Consider the following 19509-nt stretch of genomic DNA (forward strand, 5'->3'; position numbering starts at 1 on the left):
TCCACAGCGACGGATGACGATGCTCGTGTGGCAATTCCGCTTCTGAAGTACGCGCCCACCACCCAGAACTCCCGGGTGAAGGCCTTCCGCGTGGGTTCCGACGAGGACCCGAAGGCTGTCGCGCTCGACAAGGCGATCGACCGTGAAGACCAGAACTTCGTGATCGAGTCGGCTTACCGCCAGATTTTCTTCCACGCGTTCAAGGTTGACCGCGACACGATTCTCGAGTCGCAACTGCGCGACGGTCAGATCACCGTGCGTGATTTCATCCGCGCACTCTGCCTGTCTGACACCTTCACGCGCAGCTTCTACAACCTCAATAACAACTACCGGGTGGCCCGCCACCTTGTGGAGAAGCTGCTGGGCCGCCAGGTGTATGGCAAAGCTGAGGAAATCGCCTGGTCCGCCGTCATCATGACCAAGGGCGTGGCCGGTGCTGTCGACAAGATTCTCGACAGCGTTGAATACCTCGAGAACTTCGGCTACGACACGGTTCCATACCATCGCAACCGGGTGGTCGGCTCCCGCGAGGTGGGTGAAACCCCCTTCAACATCACCACCCCCCGTTACGACGCCTACCACCGGGGCATCCTGGGCTTCCCCCAGATCATCTACACCGGCACCAAGCGCTCCCTGCCCGAGCGCGCGCGTCAGCGCCGTGGTGGCTATCCCGAGGATTACCTCCCCTGGGTGCGCACGCTGCCCGCCCTGCGTGTGGGGGCTGCGTCCTCCGGCAACGCCGGCATGGATTACCTCTCCAAGGTTCCTTATCGCAGCGTCGGACGCTGACAAACCGGCGGGGCCCTGTGCCCCGTCTCCTGGCTCCCAGAGCAGCAAACGGCGGTCCCCCGCCGTTTTTTTGTGTCCAACGCCGCCGGGAGGACACAGGGGCCGTCAGAGCTTGCTGACGCAGCGGAGGGGAACCACGTCAAAACCGGGGATCTACCCCCAGACTGATCCCAAACAAAAGCTGGAGATCAGGTGACCCAGGCCCTCAATGCCCTCGCTCGTATGACGCTCAGGCAACTCCGCCAGATCGCCAGTGATCTGGGTGTGAGCCTGTACAGCCGTAAATCCAAAGACGAGCTGGTCACCGAAATCACCACCCGCCAGCCGTCGGCCCAGGCCGCGAGCACTGGCTTCAGTGAAGCCGCTGCCTCCGGTGGGGCCAGCGGTGAACCCGCCTCACCCGCCACCCTGGCGGATCTGGAAGCCAGCTTCGAGCCGGCCCCCCGTCCCACCGCCCAGACCCGGGTGGTGTTCCTGCCGCGCGATCCCCAATGGGCCTACGTGTTCTGGGAAATCGCCGAAGCTGATCGGCGCCAGGCCCTCAATGTGGGTGCCAGCCAGCTCTGCCTGCGGGTCGCCGACGTCACCGGTCTGAGCGAGGGCGCCGCCCATCCCCACACGCTGCAGGAAGTTCCCGTCGACAGCCATGCCTCGGAGTGGTACCTGCCGGTGCCCCTGAGCGACCGCGACTACAGGCTTGAGCTGGGCTATCGCAAGATCGGCGGCGGCTGGATCTCCCTGGCCTTCTCCTCGGTGGCACGCGTTCCCGCCCTTCATCCGAGCGAGCAGATCCTTGATCAGTTCGTGCCCTTTTCCCTTGATGTGGCACCTGCACCGGGCAGCCTGCCCGCTCCCGCCGACTATGCCGACAACGGCCTGCACGAACGGCTCTATCAAACGGCCACCGTGCGCTGGAAACACTTCGGTCGCGGCTCTGAAGCCTTCCACGAAGTGGAGGATTCAGGGGCGGATCATCAGCGGCGCGCGCTCAGCGACTCCGGCGTCGGTGCCTGGGCCAGTGGCCGTAATGAATCCGGCGTGGGTGGAGTGGCTCCCCGCCAGCGCTCCTTCTGGCTCGTGGCTGATGCTGAGCTGATTGTCTACGGCGCCACAGATCCTTCCGCCCAGCTCACGATCGGCTCTGAGGTGGTGCCGCTCTCCGCCGAAGGCACCTTCCGGGTGCAGGTTCCGTTCCGCGACGGCCAGCAGCTCTATCCCATCCAGGCGGTTGCCGCCGATGGCGAGCAAAAGCGCAACATCACCCTGCAGTTTGAGCGCTTCACCCCCGAAGACAACAGCAACCCGGCCAGCCAGGCCGTGGCCGAATGGTTCTGACCCCACCGCCCAGCGAGGATTCGGCCGCTACTGCGGCTCACTCTGACTCACGCGCGGCTCTGAAGGCTTTCGTGGCCTTCACCCCGCTGGTGGGAGCGGTGGTACTGCCCCTCGTGGTGCCCGTGCTGATGGTGCGTTTCGGGGTGAGCACCGGTGTGGGCGTAGCAGTGGCCGCCAGCTGCGTGTGGTTTGTGGCCATGCTGCGCACTGCCGAGATGCCTGGCCACCACTGAGCTTGCCCGTTGCGCCCGGTGTTGAGGAGCTGAAGTTGACCATGAACTCATCAGGATCCCAGAATACTGTTCAGTTGATCACCTGCTGGCGGTAATCACAGCCTGATGAGGATCTCACCCCCCTTGACCAGGGGCGATCCACTCCCTCACGTGTTGCTCTTGAACACCGGAGGAGTTTCATCTTGAGCCTGTGATTACAGGCTGTCAGCTTCCAACTGCCACGTGCAAGCGGCTAAACCCAGACCACTGTCCGCCATCTCCTGGTCGCATTCTCCTGTCTGCACGGCGCTGATCATGAGCTGTGCCGAGGGTTTGTTGCTCTCATTGTCTCTATCCAGCGCTCTCTTGCATTCCCGAGGCCTTCGGCCGGCGGTTGCAGCAGAGCGCTTTTGTCCGTACCGAATAGCGGCAGGCTGGGAACGCTCAGCTGAGTTCACGCCGTCCGCCCGTGCCCAAGCCAGTGCCAGCGCACGTGCTCCTTCGCGTCCCTTCGCCGTGCCGGCGACCACCCGCTGCTGGGGAGTTGCCGAACCTCGCAAGGACGCGGCGGAGGTCCGGAGTCACCGTGTTCGCCCTGGGCGGGTTGATGCTCAGCCTGGCCGGTTGCGGCGGCGCCGCGCGCATCACCGGGCAGCCTCCCTCCGATCTGTCTTTGCCGCCGGGCATGGAGGTGGCGTTCAACCACAGGGTTGACCGCCACTACCGCAGCCCGGTCAGTGGCCTGAAGCGCAATGGCGACAACCTCGAGCAGATGCTGCTCGATACGATCGCTCGCGCCCAACGGGAGATCCTCGTGGCGGTGCAGGAGCTCAGCCTGCCGGAGGTGTCGAGGGCGCTGGTGGCCAAACAGCATGCCGGGGTCAGTGTCAAGGTGGTGCTGGAGAACACCTACAGCCGGCCGTGGAGCGAAGAGCACCCGGTGGATCTCGACAGCCGCCAGCGCAGCCGGCACCACCAGTTGAAGGCACTGGCGGACAGCAACCGTGACGGGGTGCTCAGCCTGGAGGAACGGCAACAGGGGGATGCGGTGGCGCTGCTGCGGCGCGGCGGTGTGCCCCTGCTCGATGACACCGCCGATGGCAGCGCCGGCAGCGGTCTGATGCACCACAAGTTTCTCGTGGTGGATGGCCGCTGGGTGGTGACCGGCTCGGCGAATTTCACCCCCTCCTGCATTCACGGCGACCTCAATGATGGGCGCACCCGGGGCAATGCCAACCACCTGCTGCGGATCGACAGCCGACCCCTGGCGACTGTGTTCAACCACGAGTTTTCCCGTCTCTGGGGCGATGGCCCTGGCGGCTTGCCGAACAGCCGCTTCGGCATCGGCAAGGACAACGGGGACCTCCAGCAGGTGATGGTGGGCCCCACCAAGGTGGAAGTGCTGTTCGCACCACACCGGCGTCGCGATCCCCGCAACGGCCTCGCCCTGATCGAGACGGAACTGGCCAAGGCGCAGCAGCGCCTCGATCTCAATCTGTTCGTGTTCTCTGCCCAGAATCTGGCCAATCGCATCGCCCAACTGCACCAGCAGGGGGTACGGATCCGGGTGCTGGCAGATCCAGGCTTCGCCACCCGCACCTTCTCGGAGGTGCTCGACCTGCTGGGCCTGGCCATGGCCGATCACCGCTGCAAACGGGAAGCGGGCAACGCGCCCCTGACCCATCCCCTCGCTGGGGTAGGTACGCCGCGGCTGGCCCGGGGCGACAAGCTGCACCACAAGGTGGCGGTGATCGATGACCGCAGCGTGATCACCGGCTCTTTCAACTGGAGTCCATCAGCGGCCCATGGCAATGACGAAACCCTGATGATCATCCGCTCACCGCAGCTGGCCGCCCACTTCAACCGCGAAATGGATCAACTGTGGCAAGGGGCCGAGCTGGGGCTGACGCCACGACTGCAGCGCAAGCTTCAGCAAAGCAGGCAACGCTGCGGCATCGGTGAGCAGCGCAGTTGATGCGGCATGAAGCCATCCCAGCGCCGGATCCGTAGCAGCGCTACAGCCATGCCAACGCTGGAGTCTTCAGGCTGTTGGCAGGTTGTGAACGAGGAGTTAGCGCGCACTGCAACAGACGCCTGTCAATGCTGATGGCGGCGGGAAAGGTCTAATGCCAATGGCAACAGGCCACTGACACAACGAGTAGCGCCGGGCTGATCACGCCGTTCTCAGCCGGAAAGCTTCCAGGCCAGACGCTCCGAAAGGTCGTGGAGATAAGCGGCCGTGACGGCAGAAAGGCCCACCATCTGCATCACGGAAAGCGGATCCAGCCTCTCTCTATACGAACAGGGTGCGCACCAATGCCGTGCACCCCACCCACGCAATTCATCCACGTGGGTCCCACCATGGGTCTGGGCAGCCCTGCGCCCCACCGACCGCCACCCGGCCGCTCCACCCCTTGCCCGTCGCCTCCTCCGCCGCTGCCGCGCCTTCCCGCAGCGATGTTGTGATCGTGGGCGCCGGCCCTGCCGGTGCCTCCCTTGGCCTGCTGCTGGCGGAGCGGGGCCTGAGGGTCACGCTGGTGGAGGCGACCCGCCGCTTCGATCGCCAGTTCCGCGGCCAAGGGCTGATGCCCTGCGGGCTGGAGGCGCTCGCCCAGATGGGTCTGGAGCCCCTACTGGCCGGTCTGCCCCAACGGGCGCTGGCGGGGTGGTCGTTCTGGATCAACGGGCGCGAGCTGTTCGACGCCGCCGAGCCACTGGGCAGCACAAGACCGTGCACGCTCGTGCCCCAGCAGGCCCTGCTGGAGGCGCTGGTGCAGCGGGCCTGCCGGAACGAGAGCTTCAGCTGGAGGCCGGGGGAAACCGTGCAGGGCCTCGTGCGCCGACAGGGGCGCGTCGATGGGGTGCGGCTCTCCGGCGATCGGGTGCTGGCCGCCGATCTGGTGATCGCCTGCGATGGCCGCAGCTCGGGCCTGCGGCGCGCGGCCGGCCTGCCGATCGTCAGCGCTCCCAGCCCGATCGACGTGCTCTGGTTCCGGCTGCCCGCCCAGCCGCGCTGCAGCGCCGACAACCGCTTCATGGTGCTGCTCGGCCCCGGCGGCGGCTGCAGCGTCTTTCCCGCCGCAGAAGGCGGCGAGCTGCAGCTGGGCTGGCTGGTGGGCCCTGGCGAGCGGATCACGCGCACGTCGCTGGAGTGGGCAGAGGCCTTCGCCTCCCTGGCGCCCGACTGGCTGGCCGCCCACGTTCGGGGCCATGCTGCTGCGATCCGGGGTCCGGAGGCGCTGTCGGTGCAGGTGGGCTGCTGCCCGCGCTGGCAGGAGCCCGGCCTGCTGCTGCTCGGAGATGCCGCCCACCCGATGAGCCCGGTGCGGGCGCAGGGCATCAACATGGCGCTCCGCGACGCGATCGTGGCGGCCAACTGGCTGGTGCCGCCGCTGCAGCAGGGCGCCGGCACGCAGGCCATCGATGCGGTGCTGCCCCGGATTCAGCAGGAGCGGCAGGTGGAGATCCAGCTGGCGCAGCGGGCCCAGCAGGCCGAGGCGGCCCAGGGCGATCTGTTGCGGCGGCGGCCGGAGCTGCGCTCTCTGCTCGCGCCACTGGCGCCCCTGGCCGGCCCCCTGGTGAAGGCGCTTTGGGTGCGGCGCCAGGCACCGCTCCGCGACGGCTTCCTGCCGGTGCGACTGCGCGTGTGACCACGGCGTTACCCCAGCATCACGGCCGCTGCGGTCATGATGAGCGGGCTACCCCTCCGCGCCCCATGTCCCGGCACCGCCTCCCCATCTGGCGCTCCGCCATCTCCCGAAGGCTCCCGCCATGGACTGGACCTGTGGGCGCCGGCTGGCTGCTGGGTGGTTGGCTGGCGGCTGGAGCCCTGACGGGGGCCAACCCCGTCGCCGCGGCCAGGCCCAAGCCGCCGGCGTTTCCCACCACGGCGGAGTTGCGCACGATTCAGTTGGCCACCTTCGCCTGCTCCCGCGAGAACGGTGCCGAACCCTGCAGCCGCGCCCGCAGCCTCGCGGATCCGCTGATGGACAACCCCCTGCTGACCTCATTCTGCAAGGACACGGTGTGGAGCATCGTGCAGCAGGCCGAGCCGGCCGCCACCAACAGCTTCCAGCGCCGCGACGACCTCGACCGGGCGGGTGAACAACTGCTCAAGCGCTGCCAGCAACCCAGCGCCGCCAGCACCAGGAAGCAGGACGATGGCCCCCGCCGTCCGCCCGCCGCTGGTGGGCCTGGAGCCGGCAGCGGGCGGCCCGCCGGCGCCGGTGGCTCCTGACGCGGGTCAGTCCCAGTCGTAGCTGAGGCGGGAACCGGGCATCCGTTCGCTCAGCTCGGCGAACACCGTGGCGAGGATTTCAGGACCGCAATCAGGATGGGCCCGCACCTCCTTGACCAGACGCTTCACGTCGGATTCGGAGAGACCGCGGTACTTGATCACCTCGTCCACCTTGGCGCGGAAGAGATCCAGCAGGGCCTGCTGCTCCGCGGTCAGGGGCTTGCCGCCGGTGCGTTCGATGTCCATCGGCGGTCAGGGTTGGGTGTGAGGGCCTGCAGGCGGGGCTGCCAGCGCCAGCAGCTGACGCGCTGTCGTTTCCATGAACGTCACCGACCAGCCGGTGGTGACCACCACGCGATCAGCCAGCTCACAGAGCGGCGAGGCGGCACCGGCGCAACTGGCGGAGAGCCCCAGGAGTGCGTTGGTGAGCTTGCCGCGCAGGCAATGCTCCGTGCCCGATTGATCGAGCACCGCTTGGGCGGCCTCCCGGGTGCGGTTGATCGCCTGGGCGAGGGCAGGCGATGGAGCAGCCGCAGGAACACCGCCACGGGCCGGGAGGGAAGGCGCTCCCACCAGGGCGACGGCGGCCAGCAGGGACGTCACCAGGGCGTATCGGCCCCGCGGACGACGCAGGACGGGAGTGAACAGGGTCACGGGCCGGAAAAGCGAAGGGGGGTGTCCTTGCGCACGCTACCGAGGTCGCCCGGATCTGCCTCACAGGAGGCAGGGTTACGTTGGACCCCCACACAGTTGGCCCGATGACGAGCAGCGCTTCCGCAGGCTCTGTTGCCTCCTGCCGCGTGACGCTGGCCAGCCCGTTCACCGACCAGAAACCGGGCACCTCCGGGCTGCGTAAAAGCACCAGGCAGTTCCAGCAGGCCCACTACCTGGAAAGCTTCGTGGAAGCTGTGTTCCGGGTGCTTCCTGGCGTGGAGGGCGGCACCTTGATCCTCGGAGGCGATGGCCGTTACGGCAACCGCCAGGCCATCGATGTGATCTGCCGCATGGGCGCCGCCCACGGCCTGGCCCGGCTGATCACCACCACCGACGGCATCCTCTCGACCCCCGCCGCCTCCCACCTGATCCGCAGGCACGCGGCGATCGGCGGCATCATCCTCTCGGCCAGCCACAACTCCGGCGGTCCCGACGGCGACTTCGGTGTGAAGGTGAACGGGGCGAACGGTGGTCCGGCGCCGGAATCGATCACTGACGCCATCTACGCCGTCACCCAGACCCTCGACGGCTACCGGATCGTGGAGGGCAGCCCCTTGCCATTGGAGGCGCCCGGCACCCACCACATCGGCGGGTTGCAGGTGGAGGTGATCGACGGCGTGGACGACTATCTGACGCTGCTGGAGAGCCTGTTCGACTTCGACGCGATCGCCGACCTGCTGGCGGGTGACTTCCCGGTGGCCTTCGATGCCATGCACGCCGTCACCGGCCCCTACGCCCGCCGCTTGTTCGAAGGGCTGCTGGGGGCACCCGCAGGCACGGTGCGCAACGGCATCCCCCTCGAGGATTTCGGCGGCGGGCACCCCGACCCCAACCTCACCTACGCCCATGAGCTGGCGGATCTGCTGCTGAAGGGCGATGCCTACAGCTTCGGCGCCGCCTGCGATGGCGATGGCGATCGCAACATGATCCTGGGCCGCCGCTGTTTCGTGAACCCCAGCGACAGCCTGGCGGTGCTCACCGCCAACGCGACGTTGGCACCGGGGTATGGCGGCGGCCTGGCGGGCGTGGCCCGCTCGATGCCCACGAGCGCTGCGGTGGATGTGGTGGCCGCCCAGCTGGGGCTCCCCTGCTACGAAACGCCCACGGGCTGGAAGTTCTTCGGCAACCTGCTGGATGCCGGCCGGATCACCCTCTGCGGCGAGGAAAGCTTCGGCACCGGCAGCAACCACATCCGCGAAAAAGACGGGCTGTGGGCGGTGCTGTTCTGGCTGCAGATCCTGGCCCGGCGCCGCTGCTCGGTGGCCGAGGTGATGGCCAGTCACTGGGCCCGCTTCGGCCGCCACTACTACTCCCGCCACGATTACGAAGCCATCGCCAGCGACCGCGCCCACGGCCTCTACGACCGCCTTCATGCCCTGCTGCCCTCCTTGAAGGGCACCGGCTTTGCCGGTCGCTCAATCGCCACCGCCGACGACTTCAGCTACGACGATCCGGTGGATCAATCGACAACGCGGGGGCAGGGTCTGCGCCTGCTGCTCGACGACGGCAGCCGGGTGGTGTTCCGCCTCTCCGGCACCGGCACCCAGGGCGCCACTCTGCGCCTTTACCTCGAGAGCTTCGTGCCCTCCGGCGGCAACCTGGCCCAGGATCCCCAGGCGGCCCTCGCCGATCTGATCAGCGCCGCCGATGGCCTGGCCGAGATCCGCAGCCGCACCGGCATGGATCGGCCCACGGTGATCACCTGATCGGCGGTTCGATCCGGCGCGGGCCTGGTTCTGGGCCTTGGCCGGGAACTGGGCCTGGACCTAGTTCTGTGCCTAGGGCAGGGATTACGCCTGTATCTGGTTCAGTGCCTGGACCTAAAACTGGGACTGGGCCTTCTTCCGGCTTGGCATCGTCCCCAACTCAATCCGCCGGGGCGGCAGCATCGTCCGCGGGGTCAAGCGCTGCCGTCGTCGGTCTGGTCGCCGCCGAGCTGGTGGCATCCTGCTGGGCAAGCTGCGCCGACAGCGCCCGGATCGCCTTCTTGACGGTGCGATAGGGCTTGCCGTGGGGGGTGAAGCCATAGCGCGACAGTTTGGCCAACAGCTCGTCAGCGCTCACCACGAACACCGGAAACAACTGACGGCGCTGGAACTCGGCCTGGAGATCCATCAATGTCTTGGCGGCTGAATAATCCACCGCATCGATACCGGAGGCATCGATCACCAGCCCCTTGAGGTCCGGGCCATTGAGTGTGATCAGGTTCAGCACCTCCTCCATGAAGGCGCTGGCGTTGGCATAAAACAGATTGGCCTCGAAGCGATAGGCCACGATGCCCGGCGCCGCAAACACCCCCGCCGCCACCGGCACTGTGTGCCAGCCCCGGTCGGCGTCATGGGCCCACAGGCGCGTTCGGGGCCTGTAGGTGTGCCGCACCTGATCGATCAACGACAGGCCCACTGCCAGCAGAATCCCCTGCATCACCCCCAGCAGCGCCACACAGAGGGCGGTGAGGATGGCAATCACGAACTCGCTGCGCTGCAACCGGTAGAGCTCACGCAGGCCACGAAGATCGATCAACTTCAGGCCGATCACAAACACGATCGTCGACAACACCACAGCCGGGAGAAAGCCGAGCGGATCGGTGAAAAAAGCCAGCACCGCCAGCACCACCGCGGCCATGGTGAAGTGCGCCACCTGGCTGCGGCCGCCGGCGGCATCCAGCATTTCCGTCTTCGTGGGGCTGCCGTTGACCACGAACGTCCCGGAGAGCGCCGCGCCCAGGTTGGCGATGGCCAGGCCGATCAGATCGCCATTCTGATCCACACGTTCGTGATGCCGCTGGGCATAGGCCCGGGCCGTGGCAGCACTCTGGGCAAGAATCACCACAAAGCAGGAAGCGGCGGTGGTGAGGGCCTGATTGAGCTGGGCGGCCTGCAGCGTGGGCCAGGCCAGCTGCGGCAGGCCATGGGGAACCGCGCCCACCACCTCCAGGCCGTGGTGCTGGAAATCGAACGCGGCACTGGCCACGATCGTGGCCACCACCGCGATCAGGGCCCCGGGCAGCCGCGGCGACCAGCGCTTGCAGCCAGCGATCACCACCAGCACCAGCACCGCCAGCAGCAGGGACACGCCGCTGGCCTGCCCCAGCCGCTGCAGCACCGAGAGGATCTGCGCGAACGATCCGTCCCCTTGCTTCTCCAGACCCAGCAGGCCGCTGAGCTCGCCGGCGGCCACCTGCAGGCCGATCCCAGTGAGCAGGCCGATCAGGGCACTGCGGGAGAGGAAGTCTGCAAGAAAGCCCAGCCGCAGCCAGGTGGCGAGCACAAGCATGGCCCCCACCAGCAGGGCTACCGCGGAGGTGAGCTGCACATAGGCGCTGGAACCTGGCGCCGCCACCGCGCTGAGCGTGGCCGCCAGGATCGCGGCGGTGGCGGAATCGGCCGCCACCACCAGCTGGCGGGAGGAGCCGAACACGGCAAAGGCCAGCACCGGGATCAGCAGGGTGTAAAGCCCGGTCACCACAGGGGTGTGCGAGATGCGGGTGTAGCCCATCACCTCGGGAATGGCCAGAGCCGCCAGGGTGAGCCCGGCGAGCAGGTCGTCGGCGAGGCCGGAGCGGCGGACCGGCAGCACGCCCCTCAGCAGCGCCACACCCAGCACGTGCGGACCGTCCGTGTGCGGGGCGGGCCGGTTGTGGGGCTCGCGGCCGGCCCTCAGAAGTCGTCTCCGCGTTCGTCCAGCGGCGCGCCAGGTTGGCCGCGGCGGGTGAGGCTGATCTGCCGCAGCGTTTCTCCCCAGGCGCCGCAGAAGCCCGCCATGCCGATCACCAGAGCCCAGAAGCGGGGGTGGATGGTCGGCAGAAGTTCACCAGGGGTACGCGAGGCGTGGTGGGCCAACACCAGCAGCACCAGCACGGCGAGGGCATAAAGACATCCGGCCAGGGCGATGCGGCGGCGATCCACCCGCAACTGGCGGCGCGGACGGTAGCCGGCAGGGCGGGGCAGGGGCATCTCAGGCGGCCGGGCCTGACGGCAGCACCGGTTCGGTGGCCTGGCTGGCGGGGAACCAGGAGGCTTCCAGCTGCTTCATCAGCACATAGAAGGAGGGCACCACAAACAGGCTGAGCACCGTGGCCACCAGCAAGCCACCGAAGATCACGGCCCCCAGCGACTGCTGGCTGAGGGCGCCGGCACCGCTGGCCACCAGTAGGGGGAAGAAACCGGCCAATGCCGCCATGGCCGTCATCAGGATCGGGCGCAGGCGTGAGCAGGCGGCCGCCATGGCCGCTTCGGCGGAGCTCATGCCCTGCTCCATGCGCTGGTTGGCCAGATCCACGATCAGGATGCCGTTCTTGGCCGCCAGGCCGATCAATGTCACCAGGCCCACCTGGGCGTACACGTTGTTCACCTGGCCGCGCAACACCAGGAACATCAGCGCCCCGAGCATGGCCAGGGGCACCGTCATCAGGATGATCAGCGGATCGATGTAGCTGCCGTACTGAGCGGAGAGCACCAGGTACACCACCACGATCCCCAGCGCGAACACCAGGATGGCCAGGGCGCCGGCCTGCACCTCCGATCGGGTCAACGCCGACCAGGCTGAGCCGATGTTGGCGAAATTGAGCCGGCGGAACACCGCCGCGATCGTATCGATCGCCTGGCCACTGCTCTTGCCGGCGGCCTCCACCCCCTGAATCAGCACGGTGCGATAGAGATCGAAGTGGCTGATGATCGGCGGGGCGCTGTCGAGGCGGGCCTTCACCACGTTGGAAAGAGGCACCAGCCCACCGGAGCGGTTGCTCACATAGAGATTGTTGAGGTCCTGGATCATGGTGCGGTGGCTCGCATCGGCCTGGACATACACCTGCCGGTATTGCTGCTGCTCGTAGGTCTGGTTCACGAAGCTGCCGCCCGTGAGGGTACCCAGGGCCTCCATGGCGGCACTGAAGTCGATGTCGAGCGAGGCCATGCGGTCGCGGTCCACGTCGAGGCGCCACACCGGCGCATCACTGACGAACTGGGTGTAGAGGTTGCCGAAGGTGCCGGTGCCCCTGGCCTTGGCGATCAGTTGCTTGGCGAGGCCGGCCAGTTCGGTGGGGCTGTAGCCGCCATTGCTGAGGTCGTTGAACTGGAAGGAGAGCCCCCCCTGGGCGCCGAAGCCAGGCACGGCCGCGGGCGCCTGAGCGAGCACAATCGCCCCGGGAATCTTGGCGAAGGCCTGGTTCATCCGCCCGATGATGGCATTCGCCGATTGCTCTGGGCTGGTGCGTTCCTCGATCGGCTTGAAGCCGAAGAAGAAGATGCCCTGGTTCAACGAGCCGCCGTTGAATCCGGCCCCACCCACCAGTTCTCCGGACACCACATCCGGCTCCTTGGCGATGATCCTGCGGGCCTCATCCGCCACCGCCATGGTGGCCTCGATCGACGACTGGGCCGGCAACTGGATGATGCCAAGGCCATAGCCCTGGTCTTCGGTGGGAACGAAACCGGTGGGAATGAGCACGAAGGCGGCGCCGGTGAGCAGCACCCCGCCCAGCAACGCCGCCAGCACCAGCCGCCTAAGCCGGATCACCTGTTGAAGCAGGGCGGCATAGCCACGGGCCACCTGGTCGAACACCTTGTTGAAGGCCGTGAAGATGGGCATCAGGAAGGTGCCCACCACGGCCCCTACCAGGCCCAGCACCACAGCCAGCAGCCAGCCGCCGGCCAGGGTGCCGTACAACGCACCGAAGGCCCCGCCGATCGCCGTCCAACGCCAGCCTCTGGGTTCGGTTTTGCCGCCACCGAGCAGCAACGCCGATTGCAGTGGCTTGCCGGTGATCGCATTGAAGGTGGACACGATGATCGAGAAGACGATCGTGAGCGCGAACTGCCGGTAAATCACGCCGGTGGCGCCCGGGAAGAAGGCCACAGGCACGAACACGGCCAGCAGCACCAGGGCGGTGGCCAGGATGGCGCCAGTGAGTTCCTTCATGGCATTGGAGGCCGCCACAAACGGTGGGTCGCCGGCTTCGATGCGCGCCGACACGGCCTCCACCACCACGATCGCGTCATCCACCACCAGGCCGGTGGCCAGGATGATGCCCAGGAGCGTGAGTTCGTTGATCGAAAAGCCGAACGCCTTCACGAACACCATCGCCCCCAGCAGGGCGATCGGCAGGGCGAGGGCCGGCACGGCCGTGGCCTTCCAATCCTGCAGAAACAGGAAGATGATCAGCAGCACCAGCACCACCGCATCGCGCAGGGCATCGAGGGCCCCTTCGATCGAGGCATTGATGAAGTCGGTCTGGTCAAACACCTTCTCCAGCACCACACCTGGCGGCAGGGAGTTGCGGAACTGGGTGAGCACCTCATCCACTGCATCCGCTGTAGTAATCGCATTGCTGCCAGGCAACTGGATCACCCCGAAGCCCACCGATGGGTAGCCGCTGATGGCATTGATGGCGGCCTGATTGAAGTTCTGAAAGGCGTATTCTGCGCGGCCCACATCCCCCAGACGAATCAATCCACCGTCGGGGCCCTTGGAGAGAATGAGTTTTTCGAAGTCACCAACTGTCTCCAGATTGCCGTTCACCAGAATCGGGAAGGTGGAGCGGTTTGTGGGCAGTGAGGGCGGGCCGCCCACGCTGCCAGCGATCACCACCACGTTCTGAGATTTCAGCGCATTCACCACATCGGTGATGGAAAGGTTGAAACGGGCCAGCCGTAGTGGATCCACCCAGAGGCGGAAGGCGGGATCACTGGCCCCGAAGATGTTCACCTGGCCGACACCATCCGCGCGCGTGAGCGGATACACAAGATTCAGTTGCAGGAGCCCGTTCAAGAAGGTGCCGTCGAACTGGCCTGCTGTGGACGTGAGGTTGTAAACGAGGAGGTAGCTGCCGGAGGTCTGCTGAACCGTGACCCCTTGAGCATTCACCTGGGGCGGTAATTGCGGGGTGGCGGTCTGAACGCGGTTCAGCACGTTCACCTGATCGATGTCCGCGTTCGTGCCCGGCTTGAAGTAGACGTTGATCTGGCTGCTGCCCTCCCCGGTGCTGGTGGAGGTGATGTAATCCATCCCCGGCGCCCCGTTGATCTGCTCCTCAAGCGGCCCGGTCACGGCGCTTTCCACCGTGAGCGCATCGGCCCCGGGCAGGTTGGCGTTCACCTGAATCGTGGGCGGAGCGATGTCCGGCAGGTTCTCGATCGGCAGCAGGGGCAGGGCGATCACGCCTGCCAGCAGGATGAGCACACTGCACACCGTGCTGAGCACGGGGCGGCGGATGAAGGTGTCCGAAAGGCTCATTGACGGGCCGCCGGGGGGGCGGAAGCAGGCGCCGCTGCAGCGGCGGCGCGCACAGCCAGGCCACTGCGCAACTGGGCCAGGTTGCCCAGGATCACCGAATCGGTGCTCTGCAGGCCCGAAGCCACCGGGAACATCCCGCCCTGCAGCGTGCCCAGGGTGACGGGCACCTGCACCGCCACCAGGGCACCGGCGGGTGGCGGTGGCTCAATCGGCCGGCCCAGCCGCTGCCGTGCCTCCTCGGGGCTCACAGCCAGGAACACAAAGGTCTTGCCGGCCTGGAGCAGCACCGCCTGCTCGGGAATCGACAACGCGTTGCCCTGCGAGAAGATCAACCTGGCGTTCACCCGCTGGCTGTTGCGCAGGACGCCGTCGTCGTTGGCGAAGGTGGCCTTCACCAGCAGGGTCTGGCGCTCCTTGTCGAGGGACGGGGCCACAAAACTCACGGCGCCGCGGGCCGTGAGCTCGGGGCGATCGGGCGCGCTCAGCACCACGGGCATCCCCACCTTCACGCGGGCGGCATCGGTGCCCGGCACATCGAGGCGCACCCACAGGCGGGAGTTGTCGACCACGCTGGTGACGACACCGCCGGCACGAACGACATCACCAAGCTTGGCGTTGATGCTGCCCACCTGACCGGTGATCGGAGCCGTGACGTTCTTGTAACCCAGGGTGGCTTTCGAGGACAGCAGCCGATCACGGCTCACCAGAGCCTGGGTGACATAAAAATCACGTTCCTTGGTGGTTACGGCACCCTGCTCGTTGAGAAAAATATAACGCTCGGCGTTCACCAGGTCCTTCCGGGCTTCCGCCCGATCCGAATTGGTGGTGGCCTCCTGCTGCACCTGGTCGAGCCGGAAGAGCAACTCTCCCTTTCGCACCGCCTGGCCCTCCTGCATCGGCATCGCCACGATGCGGCCATCGATCTCTGGAGCGAGCTTGACCTCGCGGATAGCCTCCAGCGTGCTCTGGTAATCGGCGGAGTCGGTGAAGACGGAAGTGCGTGGATTCACCAGCCTGACGGCCGCCGGGGGCTGCTCGGGAAGCTTGGCCGGCGCACAGCCAATGAGAGCAACCAGCGAGAGAAGAGAGGATGCCGCCAGAACGGTGGTGGGTGGCCGCAACTGCCTGGTCATGCGTTCGCCCCAGGCTGGCGCACAACGGCTGTGGTGTCTACACCCATCGCCACTCCGTTGCGTGTTGATGGGTTGCGTGGGGATGCGATAGGGAAAGCGATTGCTTATCACAGACCCGCGTAAACCTTGTGGCACCGATGCCCACTGTGCCGATCGGAAGGATCAGATCCGTTCGCGGCTTCGGCCCGTTCGGTAAACCTTCCTGTGGTAGGCGGGATCCGGGTTAGTGACCTGCAGCTGTCGCACGGTTTCAATCGCCATGCCACCCAGGCTGCCGAAGGAGGCCAACAGGATGCGGAACCACACCAAAGCACTGGAGCTCACCGTGACCGGTGTATGGGCAACGATGGCCTGAAGAAAGAGGCTGACGGAAAGACCGAGCACGGCCCCCACAAGTCCGGCGAGAACGATGCGGCGGCCTTGCAGGGGCTCGGGAGGACAGGCCATCAGGGAGCAGCGGAGGGCAACTGGTCAGGCTTGGAAGCCTCAGCGGAGCCGAATCCCTTCAGCACCACGTAAAACACAGGCACCACGAACAGAGACAACACCGTGGCCACCGTGAGGCCACCGAACACCACGGTGCCGAGTGAGGCCTGGCTGCGGGCGCCGGCACCATTGGCCAGCACCAGGGGGAGAAAGCCAAACAGAGACGAGATGGCCGTCATCAGGATCGGCCGCAGGCGGGATTCCGCCGCGTCCCGCGCCGCCGCCATCGCCGTGGCCCCCTCAGCCATGCGCTGGTTGGCCAGATCCACGATCAGGATGCCGTTCTTGGCCGCCAGGCCGATCAGCATCACCAGGCCTACCTGGGCATAGATGTTGAGCACCTCGCCGCGCGCCGCCAGAAACGCCAGAGCGCCGAGCATGGCGGTGGGCACGGTCATCAGGATGATGATCGGATCGGTGTAGCTCTCATATTGGGCGGCCAACACCAGGTACACCACCAGGATGCCGAGAGCGAAGATCACCACAGCCAGCGCTCCGGCCTTGATCTCCTCGCGCGAGAGGCCGGTCCAGTCGAAGCCGAGCCCGTTGACCTCCATCTGCTTGAACAGGTCCTGAATGCCCGTGATCGCCTGGCCGGAGCTGCGCCCCGGCGCCGGGCTGCCTTCCACCTTGATCGAGCGGAACAGGTTGAAGTGAGGGATCACCGAAGGGCCGGTGGCAGGTTCCACCGTGAACACCTCTGCCAACGGAACGGGTTCACCCTTGAGATTGTTGACGAACAGCGAGGTGAGCTGCTGCGGCGTGGCCCGGAAAGCCTCATCCGACTGCACATAGACACGCCGGATCTTGCCCTCCTGGAAGGTGTCGTTGATGTAGGCACCACCGAAATAGAAGCTGAAGGCCTGCATCGCCTGGCCGTAATCCACCTGGAGAGCCGCCAGCTGATCGCGGTTGACACTCACCTCCAACTGCGGAGATTCAGGGTTGAACTGGGTGAACACCCGGCCAAAATCACCGGTGGCGGTGGCCTTGGCGATCAGCTGTTGGGCTCTGGCGAAGAAATCGGGCAGGGTGAGGGCGCCGGCGCTCTGGTCGAGCATCTGGAACTCGAAACCACCGGAGGTGCCGTAGCCGGGGATCGCGGGGGGCTCCACCACGAAAATCCGAGCGCCACTGATCACCGAAAGCTTGCGGTTCAGCCTCTCCACGATCGCCTCCATGGCCTGATCGGGGTTGGGACGTACGTCCCAGTTCTTGGTACCGAAGAAGAACAGGCCCTTGTTGGGGGCATTGCCATCCAGGCTGAAGCCACTGATGAGCAAAGCGGTACTGATGTCTTTTTCGGTGCGAAGGATCTCCGCCACCTGATCATTGATCTTGCTGGTGGTCTGAGACGAGCTGCCATCGGGGGCCTGCACAAAACCGATCGCATAGCCCTGGTCTTCGATCGGCACGAAGCCGGAGGGGATCGAGGTGAAGGCCACTCCCGTCAGCACCACGCCCCCCACCAGCACTCCCATGATCAGGGCGCGGCGGCTGAGCACCCAGCCCAGGGCCCGCTGGTACCACGCTTCTCCGGAGGCGTAGACCCGGTTGAAGCCCTTGAAGATCGGGCCGAGGAAGAAACCCACCAGCACGCCGATCGCGGTGAACACCAGCACCGTGATCGGCGCTTCCACCCGGGCCATCAGCAGCCCCACCACGGCAGCGCCGATCGTGATGGGCAGACGAAGTGGCAGCCGGGTGATCAGACTCAGCAGATAGCCCAGCAGCAGGCCCGCGACTACTACACCGATCACCAGCAGAGCGCCGCGGCCACTCACCAGCAGGCCGTAGATGAAGCCGATGGATCCGCCGGCGATCGTGTAAGCCCGGCGGCCTGGCGGATCCCCCTCCCTGGCCAGCAGCAGGGCCGAGAGCATGGGGGAAAAGGTGAGCGCATTGAAGGTGGAGATCGCCACCGAGAAGATGATCGTGGCGGCGAACTGCTGGTAGATCGTGCCGGTGGCCCCCGGGAAGAAGAGCACCGGGAGGAACACCGCAAACAGCACGAGCGACGTGGCAATCACGGCACCGAACAGCTCGTTCATCGTGCTCTTGGCGGCCTCCAGGGCGGTCATGCCCTGCCCCTTTTTGGTGGAGGTGTCTTCGATCACGGTGATCGCGTCATCCACCACCAGGCCTGTGGCCAGCACCAGGCCGAACAGGGTGAGCTGATTGAGCGAGAAGCCCGCCACCTTCACAAACAGGAAGGTACCCACCAGCGCCACAGGAATGGCAATGCCGGGCACGAGCGTGGCTTTCCAGTTCTGGAGAAACAGGAACAGGATCAGCACCACCAGCACCACCGCATCCCGCAGCGAGTTGGTGACGCCTCTGATGGACGCGTTGATGAAATCGGTGGTGTCGTAGATCTTCTCGATCTTCATTCCCGGCGGAATCGTGAGCCGGAAGTTCTCGATCACGTTCTCCACCGCCTCTGACACCTCCAGAGCATTGCTGCCGCCCAGCTGATAAACCAGCAGGCCCACAGAAGGTGTCGCCCTGAGGTCAGTGGCATTGGCGTCGTAGCTTTCCGCCCCCAGCTCCACCCGGCCCACATCTCGCAGACGCACCAGGCCGCCCTGATCGGTGGTGCGCAGAATCAGGTTGCTGAATTCCTGGGTGCTGCGCAGGCGGCCCTGCAGTTGCACGGTGAAGGTGAACAGCTGGCCCTCCGGTGAAGGCTCGCCGCCCACCTGGCCGGCCGGCACCAGACGGCTCTGGCTGCGCAACGCGTTCACCACATCGGCCGAGCTCAGCTTGTTGGCCGCGAGCCGGTCGGGGTCGAGCCAGAGACGGAAGGCGAGCTTGCGGTTACCGGCGTAGGCAATGTTGCCCACCCCACGCACCCGTTTGAGCTCATCGATCAGGTTCTGGTCAAGCAGACCACTGATGAATTCCGTGCTGTAGGCATTGGCGGCATCCTCGCTGCCGAAGTTATAAACGAGCAGAATGGAGTTGGAGGCTTTGTTCACCAAGACCCCCGACTGCCTCACTTCTTCGGGCAACTGGGGCTGGGCTTGAGACACCCGGTTCTGCACATTCACCTGGTTGATGTCACCGTCGGTGCCACTGGCAAACGACACGGTGATGGAACTGGCCCCAGAAGCGGAGCTGGAGGAGGTGATGAACTCCATGTTCTCCACCCCGTTGATCTGCTGCTCCAGCACATTGGTGACCCCCTCCTCCACCGACACCGCATCGGCGCCGTTGTAACTGGAATTAACCGTGACGGTGGGCGGAGCAATATCAGGGAGGTTCTCGATCGGCAGCAGCGGAATCGCAATCAATCCGCCGATCACGATCAGGAGGCTGCAGACGGTGGTCAGAACCGGCCGCGTGATGAAATTGTCGGAAGCAGACATCG

General features: G+C 66.1%; 15 protein-coding genes. 7 read left to right on the top strand and 8 right to left on the bottom strand.

The window, feature by feature from the left end; genetic code table 11:
* Positions 1-27 precede the first annotated feature (27 nt).
* From ACWJI3_RS14665 to ACWJI3_RS14690, 6 genes are all read left to right on the top strand, one after another.
* Entirely contained in the window at positions 28-789 is a 762-nt protein-coding gene (locus ACWJI3_RS14665; RefSeq protein WP_480204041.1) for a phycobilisome rod-core linker polypeptide, read from the top strand.
* 222 nt (positions 790-1011) lie between these two features.
* Entirely contained in the window at positions 1012-2124 is a 1113-nt protein-coding gene (locus tag ACWJI3_RS14670) for a DUF4912 domain-containing protein (protein ID WP_094512531.1), read from the top strand.
* Positions 2125-2195: 71 nt separating this feature from the next.
* The gene (locus ACWJI3_RS14675) at positions 2196-2357 is read left to right on the top strand and encodes a hypothetical protein (protein WP_198948281.1); all 162 of its coding nucleotides are present in this window, start codon (positions 2196-2198) and stop codon (positions 2355-2357) included.
* A 586-nt stretch (positions 2358-2943) separates the two neighbouring features.
* Complete coding sequence (locus ACWJI3_RS14680; protein ID WP_480204072.1) at positions 2944-4311, top strand: phospholipase D-like domain-containing protein; 1368 nt, start codon at positions 2944-2946, stop codon at positions 4309-4311.
* Between the two features lie 439 nt (positions 4312-4750).
* Complete coding sequence (locus ACWJI3_RS14685) at positions 4751-5986, top strand: FAD-dependent oxidoreductase (protein ID WP_480204042.1); 1236 nt, start codon at positions 4751-4753, stop codon at positions 5984-5986.
* A 134-nt stretch (positions 5987-6120) separates the two neighbouring features.
* Positions 6121-6573: a hypothetical protein gene (locus tag ACWJI3_RS14690; RefSeq protein ID WP_480204043.1), complete on the top strand. Its 453-nt coding sequence runs from the start codon at positions 6121-6123 to the stop codon at positions 6571-6573.
* Between the two features lie 6 nt (positions 6574-6579).
* Here ACWJI3_RS14690 and ACWJI3_RS14695 read toward each other — a convergent pair whose 3' ends face one another.
* Together ACWJI3_RS14695 and ACWJI3_RS14700 are read right to left on the bottom strand one after the other, a co-directional pair.
* Positions 6580-6819 carry a hypothetical protein gene (locus ACWJI3_RS14695; protein WP_094512518.1) on the bottom strand — a complete coding sequence of 80 codons (240 nt, stop codon included), beginning with the start codon at positions 6817-6819 and terminating at the stop codon, positions 6580-6582.
* Between the two features lie 6 nt (positions 6820-6825).
* On the bottom strand, positions 6826-7227 hold the full coding sequence (locus tag ACWJI3_RS14700; protein WP_094512516.1) for a hypothetical protein: 402 nt from the start codon (positions 7225-7227) through the stop codon (positions 6826-6828).
* Between the two features lie 104 nt (positions 7228-7331).
* Between ACWJI3_RS14700 and ACWJI3_RS14705 the strand changes: the two genes are divergently transcribed.
* Positions 7332-8993, top strand: coding sequence for an alpha-D-glucose phosphate-specific phosphoglucomutase (locus ACWJI3_RS14705; RefSeq protein WP_480204044.1), 1662 nt, complete (start codon positions 7332-7334; stop codon positions 8991-8993).
* Positions 8994-9153: 160 nt separating this feature from the next.
* On the opposite strand, the gene ACWJI3_RS14710 is transcribed toward ACWJI3_RS14705, so the two are convergent.
* From ACWJI3_RS14710 to ACWJI3_RS14735, 6 genes are all read right to left on the bottom strand, one after another.
* On the bottom strand, positions 9154-10884 hold the full coding sequence (locus tag ACWJI3_RS14710; protein WP_480204045.1) for a SulP family inorganic anion transporter: 1731 nt from the start codon (positions 10882-10884) through the stop codon (positions 9154-9156).
* A 62-nt stretch (positions 10885-10946) separates the two neighbouring features.
* A complete protein-coding gene (locus ACWJI3_RS14715) occupies positions 10947-11243 on the bottom strand; it encodes a hypothetical protein (protein WP_094512510.1) in 297 nt (98 codons plus the stop codon).
* A gap of 1 nt (position 11244) precedes the next feature.
* On the bottom strand, positions 11245-14520 hold the full coding sequence (locus tag ACWJI3_RS14720; RefSeq protein WP_094512504.1) for an efflux RND transporter permease subunit: 3276 nt from the start codon (positions 14518-14520) through the stop codon (positions 11245-11247).
* Positions 14517-15530: an efflux RND transporter periplasmic adaptor subunit gene (locus ACWJI3_RS14725; protein ID WP_255101005.1), complete on the bottom strand. Its 1014-nt coding sequence runs from the start codon at positions 15528-15530 to the stop codon at positions 14517-14519. Before ACWJI3_RS14725 ends, ACWJI3_RS14720 begins: the two co-directional genes overlap by 4 nt.
* Before the next feature lie 285 nt (positions 15531-15815).
* Entirely contained in the window at positions 15816-16100 is a 285-nt protein-coding gene (locus ACWJI3_RS14730) for a hypothetical protein (protein ID WP_094512495.1), read from the bottom strand.
* Positions 16100-19507, bottom strand: a complete 3408-nt coding sequence (locus ACWJI3_RS14735) for an efflux RND transporter permease subunit (RefSeq protein WP_480204046.1) — start codon at positions 19505-19507, stop codon at positions 16100-16102. Before ACWJI3_RS14735 ends, ACWJI3_RS14730 begins: the two co-directional genes overlap by 1 nt.
* Positions 19508-19509 lie beyond the last annotated feature (2 nt).

The sequence above is a fragment of the Marcopretia estuarina LEGE 06307 genome, assembly GCF_056633115.1.